Source organism: Marinagarivorans sp. (assembly GCF_982758155.1).
Genome location: NZ_CEXWTU010000296.1, coordinates 1 through 5042 on the forward strand (window position 1 = coordinate 1; position 5042 = coordinate 5042).

4 protein-coding genes are annotated in these 5042 nt (G+C 49.3%); 2 read left to right on the plus strand and 2 right to left on the minus strand.

From position 1 onward, the window contains the following. Positions 1 to 699: 699 nt before the first annotated feature. Positions 700 to 810, minus strand: coding sequence for an IS66 family transposase (locus tag AC3A8L_RS19705; protein ID WP_487963980.1), 111 nt, complete (start codon positions 808 to 810; stop codon positions 700 to 702). 176 nt (positions 811 to 986) lie between these two features. On the opposite strand from AC3A8L_RS19705, the gene AC3A8L_RS19710 reads away from it, so the two are divergent. After that, a complete protein-coding gene (locus AC3A8L_RS19710; protein ID WP_487963981.1) occupies positions 987 to 3962 on the plus strand; it encodes a two-component regulator propeller domain-containing protein in 2976 nt (991 codons plus the stop codon). 229 nt (positions 3963 to 4191) lie between these two features. On the opposite strand, the gene AC3A8L_RS19715 is transcribed toward AC3A8L_RS19710, so the two are convergent. Beyond that, positions 4192 to 4329, minus strand: coding sequence for a hypothetical protein (locus AC3A8L_RS19715; RefSeq protein ID WP_487963983.1), 138 nt, complete (start codon positions 4327 to 4329; stop codon positions 4192 to 4194). Between AC3A8L_RS19715 and AC3A8L_RS19720 the strand changes: the two genes are divergently transcribed. After that, entirely contained in the window at positions 4291 to 4914 is a 624-nt protein-coding gene (locus AC3A8L_RS19720) for an IS66 family transposase (RefSeq protein ID WP_487963982.1), read from the plus strand. The two genes, AC3A8L_RS19715 and AC3A8L_RS19720, sit on opposite strands and share 39 nt — an antisense overlap. The last annotated feature ends 128 nt before the right edge of the window (positions 4915 to 5042 follow it).

The window sequence follows — 5042 nt, forward strand, 5'->3', positions numbered from 1 at the left end:
CTTTGAGTATTTATGCCTGGTGGTTATTAAAACGAGTGCCTGTCCCAGCATTTTCTTGTTTTGAAACAAGAAGCCATGCTCAATAAGGAAAGCCACCTTTTTCCATTGAGCATCGTCAGATGTAGGCACCGGCCAAAATGGGCACCCGTGCCGGAAGCAAGTGCCACCCTGTGCCGGTTAGGCTAGGACATGGCGCTGGTTTTGGGGCCAAAAAACAGTAATTTTTAGAGTGACTGTCCCTGTTGGTGATGCTAGATATTTCTTAATGTGGCACCGCCGCGTATAGATTTCTCTGGCACGTTCAAGCCATCCATGGGCACTCCATACGCGTTCCCTACGCATAAGGGCCTGAGAAATCAATCCCCGCCGGCTTTAAACGTGTGTGCCGGTAAGCTTGTTAAAACCAAATGATATTAGCTTTGAGTATTTATACCTGGAGGTTATTAAAACGAGTGCCTGTCCCAGCATTTTTTCGCAATACCTAAAAGCGTATTAGAGGGACGTATTAGAGGACACCCCAATACATTTAGGGGCACCCCGCTACATTTAGGGACACCCCGAACTCTCAGTAAGCTTGTTAAAACCAAATGATATTAGCTTTGAGTATTTATGCCTGGAGGTTATTAAAACGAGTGCCTGTCCCAGCATTTGGCTCAATGGCATACAGTTTTCGGATATAGGTTGATGCAATGGGGTTTATTAGCCTTTTGTGCCTTTTTGCGCCTCGATAAATGTTCGACGAGCATTTGCCCAGCAGCCCAAGAGCTGAATATCATACTGGTCTTCACAGCCCTGATAACTATCGACCATTAGCGTCCTAGCGGTGGCTGCCCGAGCAGCCGGCCAACCGTCAGCTATACTGGTTAAATTACCTCAGTTGCAGCTGGTTCGTCTTGGCACCTGCGCGCTAAGTCCTTTACGGCATATTCGCTTCGTATGAATGGGAATTTTTTTTGATGTGTTTCCGCCTTTCCATAAGATGCTGTGTGGTGTCAGTTCTACTTGTGGCTTGCTTACTCACACAAGAGGCTCGTGCGCTCGCAACCCGCTTTGATAATAGCCTTGTGTCGCTGGGTGTTCCGATACGTCAACTGAGTGGGGTTAACGCGATTGCGCAGGACAGTTTTGGCTTTATATGGCTGGCTGGGGAAAATGGGCTTGCGCGTTACGACGGTACCGAATTCCGTTTATTCCAGTTTGATCCGAATGTAGAAGGGAGTCTACCTGATAGTTACGTTTGGCAGGTAGCAATCGATAAGACTGGCTACGTTTGGGCTGTTACCAGCGGAGGTCTCTGTCGCTTCAACCACGCGAACGGGCGCTTCGAATGTGATCAATCATTAATTGGGGAGTTAGCCGGGCAGCTCGTTTCAACAGTGGCTTTTGGTGACAACAATCACCTCTATGCAACCGTTGGATCAAGACTGTTTGTGCTTGATCTTACGACCAAAAAAATTGCATTTTGGGATGATCCCCGTCTCGCCTCTATCGATCACAGTGCGATGTATCACGATATCCTGTTGGAGGAAGATGGCATAATCTGGTTAGGATCATCCGCTCACGGGCTCGTTCACCTGGATACCAAGACCGGCAGTTTCACCTTTTTCAGCAATGATGCTGGCTCAGGAATGCTTTCTAGTAACCTTGTTAACTGCCTGCTTCGCGATTCGGCTGGGCGTCTATGGGTAGGCACACACGGCGGTGGCATTAACGTGATGGAGCCCGGCGCGACGAGTTTTGTTCAACTGAGCTATGACAGCCGCTTAGGGCGCAATGCCCGCAAAGCCTCCATTATGGATATCACAGAAGACGATCAAGGAATGTTTTGGGTCTCCGTGGATCAAGACGGAGTCCTAGTCTTCGATCAAAACCTTCAGCTGGTGCATCAATTTCTGCAAGCGGGTCAAGATCAGTACAGCCTATTATCCAACCGAACCAAAGCTATCTTCCAAGACAAAAATAAAGATATGTGGGTGGGCCAATTACCCTTTGGGGTTAGCTTCTGGAATCGAAATAACAACCGGGTGCAAACGTTCCAGAGCGATCCGGGCAATCCAGAAACCGTCAGTGACAGCGCAATCTTGAGTTTTCTGGAAAGTCGAGATGGCACCATTTGGGTGGGCACTGAAGGCGGCTTGAACGCCTTCAATCCGGAGACGGGAAAATTCAAGCGTTATCACAGTGAACCCGAGAATCCGCACGCATTGAAGGCCAATGCTGTGCTCTCTCTAGCGGAGGATTCCAACGGAGACATATGGGTGGGAACTTGGGGCGGGGGTTTACATCGCTTCTCCCCCAAAAGCGGCCTTTTCTATCGTTATGCCAATACCCCAGGTGATCCCCACAGCATATCCGATGACTTTATTTGGTCTATTTTGGCGGCTCGGGACGGCACTGTTTGGGTCGGTGCCGAACGTCAAGGCTTGTGGCGCTATAGGTCGCAGACTGATGATTTCATTTCCGCAAACGAGGGGCGTGATGGCAGTACCTTAGACCACAGTTACGTGTTGGCCTTGGCTGAAAACAGCGAAGGGTCCTTGTGGATCGGGACCTATGGCGGTGTCTTTCTGTACAACCGCAAAACTGATAATTTTCGGGTGTACAGAACGGAGCCGGAAAACCCCTACGGTCTGGCCAGTAGTGTAGCCACCTCTATCTTAGTCGATAGTCGCGACGGTGTATGGCTTGCAAGCTCCAGAGGTGTCAGTTATAGGAAAAAAGACAGCGAGAAATTCCAACAAATTACCATGTCTGACGGTCTGCCTGCGCAGACGGTGTCAAGCATTGTCGAAGATCGCAATGGCAATATATGGCTGGCGACTACCAACGGAGTCGCGCGAATGCATCCTGAAACATTTGCCATTGAGATATTCAGTGTTGAGAACGGCTTCGCGGGTAGCACCTATAACCGCAATGCCACACTTGTTGACTCCAAGGGGCGGTTATACTTTGGAAGCACAGAGGGTATTACGGCTTTTTATCCAGAGGATATAAAGTCGGAGCCCATCCATTATCCCGTCTGGATTACGGGCTTTCGTCTTCTGCATAAGGATGTACCGATCGGAGGCGCCGATTCGGTGCTCCAGCAATCGATCTTGACCACTCGTCATCTCTCACTGGAACACAGTCAGAATATATTGTCGTTCGACTTTGTCGCGCTTAACTTTCGAAACCCAAGAATGATGAATTATGCCTACAAGTTAGATGGATTTGACAGCGATTGGCAACACATCAAACACCGCAGTACGGCCACCTACACTAACCTAGACCCGGGCCGTTATGTTCTTCGCGTTCAAGCTCAGGCGCCTGGGGAGGCGTGGATTGAGAGCGACCAAACCATCGCCATTAAAGTGTCACCGCCTTGGTGGCGCACTTGGTGGGCTTACATGATATACACGGCCATGGTTGTTGCCGCTGGTTTTTCCTTATATGCGGTTGGCCGCTTGAAAAAAAGCTCCGATTCCTTCCGAGAGCAGGCCATCCGGGATCCGCTCACGGGCATATACAACCGGGCTGGGCTGCTGAATATTGCGCAGACGCTTTATGCCAACCCCGCGATCCAATGCGGGGTTGGCGTGCTAATTATAGATATTGACCACTTCAAACGGATTAACGATACCCGTGGTCACGACGCCGGCGATAGAATCATCAGCGGCGTTGTGGATGTCCTGCGGCAAGGCGTCCGCATGAGCGACCATGTCGGCCGTTGGGGCGGCGAAGAATTCGTCATTCTATGCCCCGGCACCACGAGAGAGGGCGCAGCGACTCTTGCGGAAAAAATCCGCACTTCAGTGGCTGAGTATGTATTCGAACGCGATTTGGAGCCTTTATCTGTGACGATTAGCATCGGCGTAGCCATGTCCAGAAAAAACGAGGCATTTGAAAAGACATTAAAACGCGCCGACGAGCTGTTGTACAAAGCGAAGGAATCCGGGCGCAACTGCGTTGTTATAGCCGACTGAGTTAGACCGTTCATTTATGTATAGAGACGAATTTCCCAAGTAAGGACGGAAAAACTTCCGAAAGGCAGATGGCTCGTGATCGCCGTCTTAATTTTTTGCTGCTATTTATCCGCCGGATTAATAGCTGGAGAATTATGGTTTTTCGGGAGAGGAACTCGATATCCGGTAGCGCGAGGAGTATGCCCTAGAAATTTTAACAACTTAAGGGGACACACACTCTATATTTTGCTTAAATTTCAACCAGATTAATCGATGCTTCGAACCCGCTAATCAAGAAGGTGAAGTCAGCACTCGTCGCATTGTTGCCGCCAAACCCCCGCTGCATCCATTGAATAAATGCATCGCAAGCATTGGCCTGCTTTGCCATATTATCGTTGCAAAATATTGCGATGGATTATCGTTGTACGGGATAGAAAAGATGCTGTCTCGTTATGGTGGCACCATTACGCGCACAGCAATGGCAAATTGGGTTATTCGGCTATCGAGCGAATTACAACCCTTGGTGAATTTAGCGCGAGAGTATCAGCTGCAATACGATTACCTGCAAATTGATGAAACTCGCGTGCAGGTGCTTAAAGAAATCGGAAAATCACCTCATGGCGATAAATGGATGTGGGTGTCCAAAGGAGGTGCGCCGAACAAGCCCGTTGTTTTATTCGATTATGATCCATCCCGAGGGGCGGAGGTGCCAACGCGCCTGCTGGAAGGCTTTTCGGGGTACCTACAGTGCGATGGTTTAAGCAGCTATAACGCGATGTTCACGCAAGCTTCAATTACGCGCGTCGGGTGTTTTGATCATGCCCGAAGAAAATTTAATGAAGCCATTAAAGCGCAACCCAAAGGCAAAAAGGTGAAGGCCAGCTTGGCTGATGTTGGTCTATCAAAAATTAATGCGCTGTATCGATTGGAGCGCAATATAAGTGACTTGCCTGCGCACGAAAAAAATTTTTAGAGTGACTGTCCCTGTTGGTGATGCTAGATATTTCTTAATGTGGCACCGCCGCGTATAGATTTCTCTGGCACGTTCAAGCCATCCATGGGCACTCCATACGCGTTCCCTACGCATAAGGGCCTGAGAAA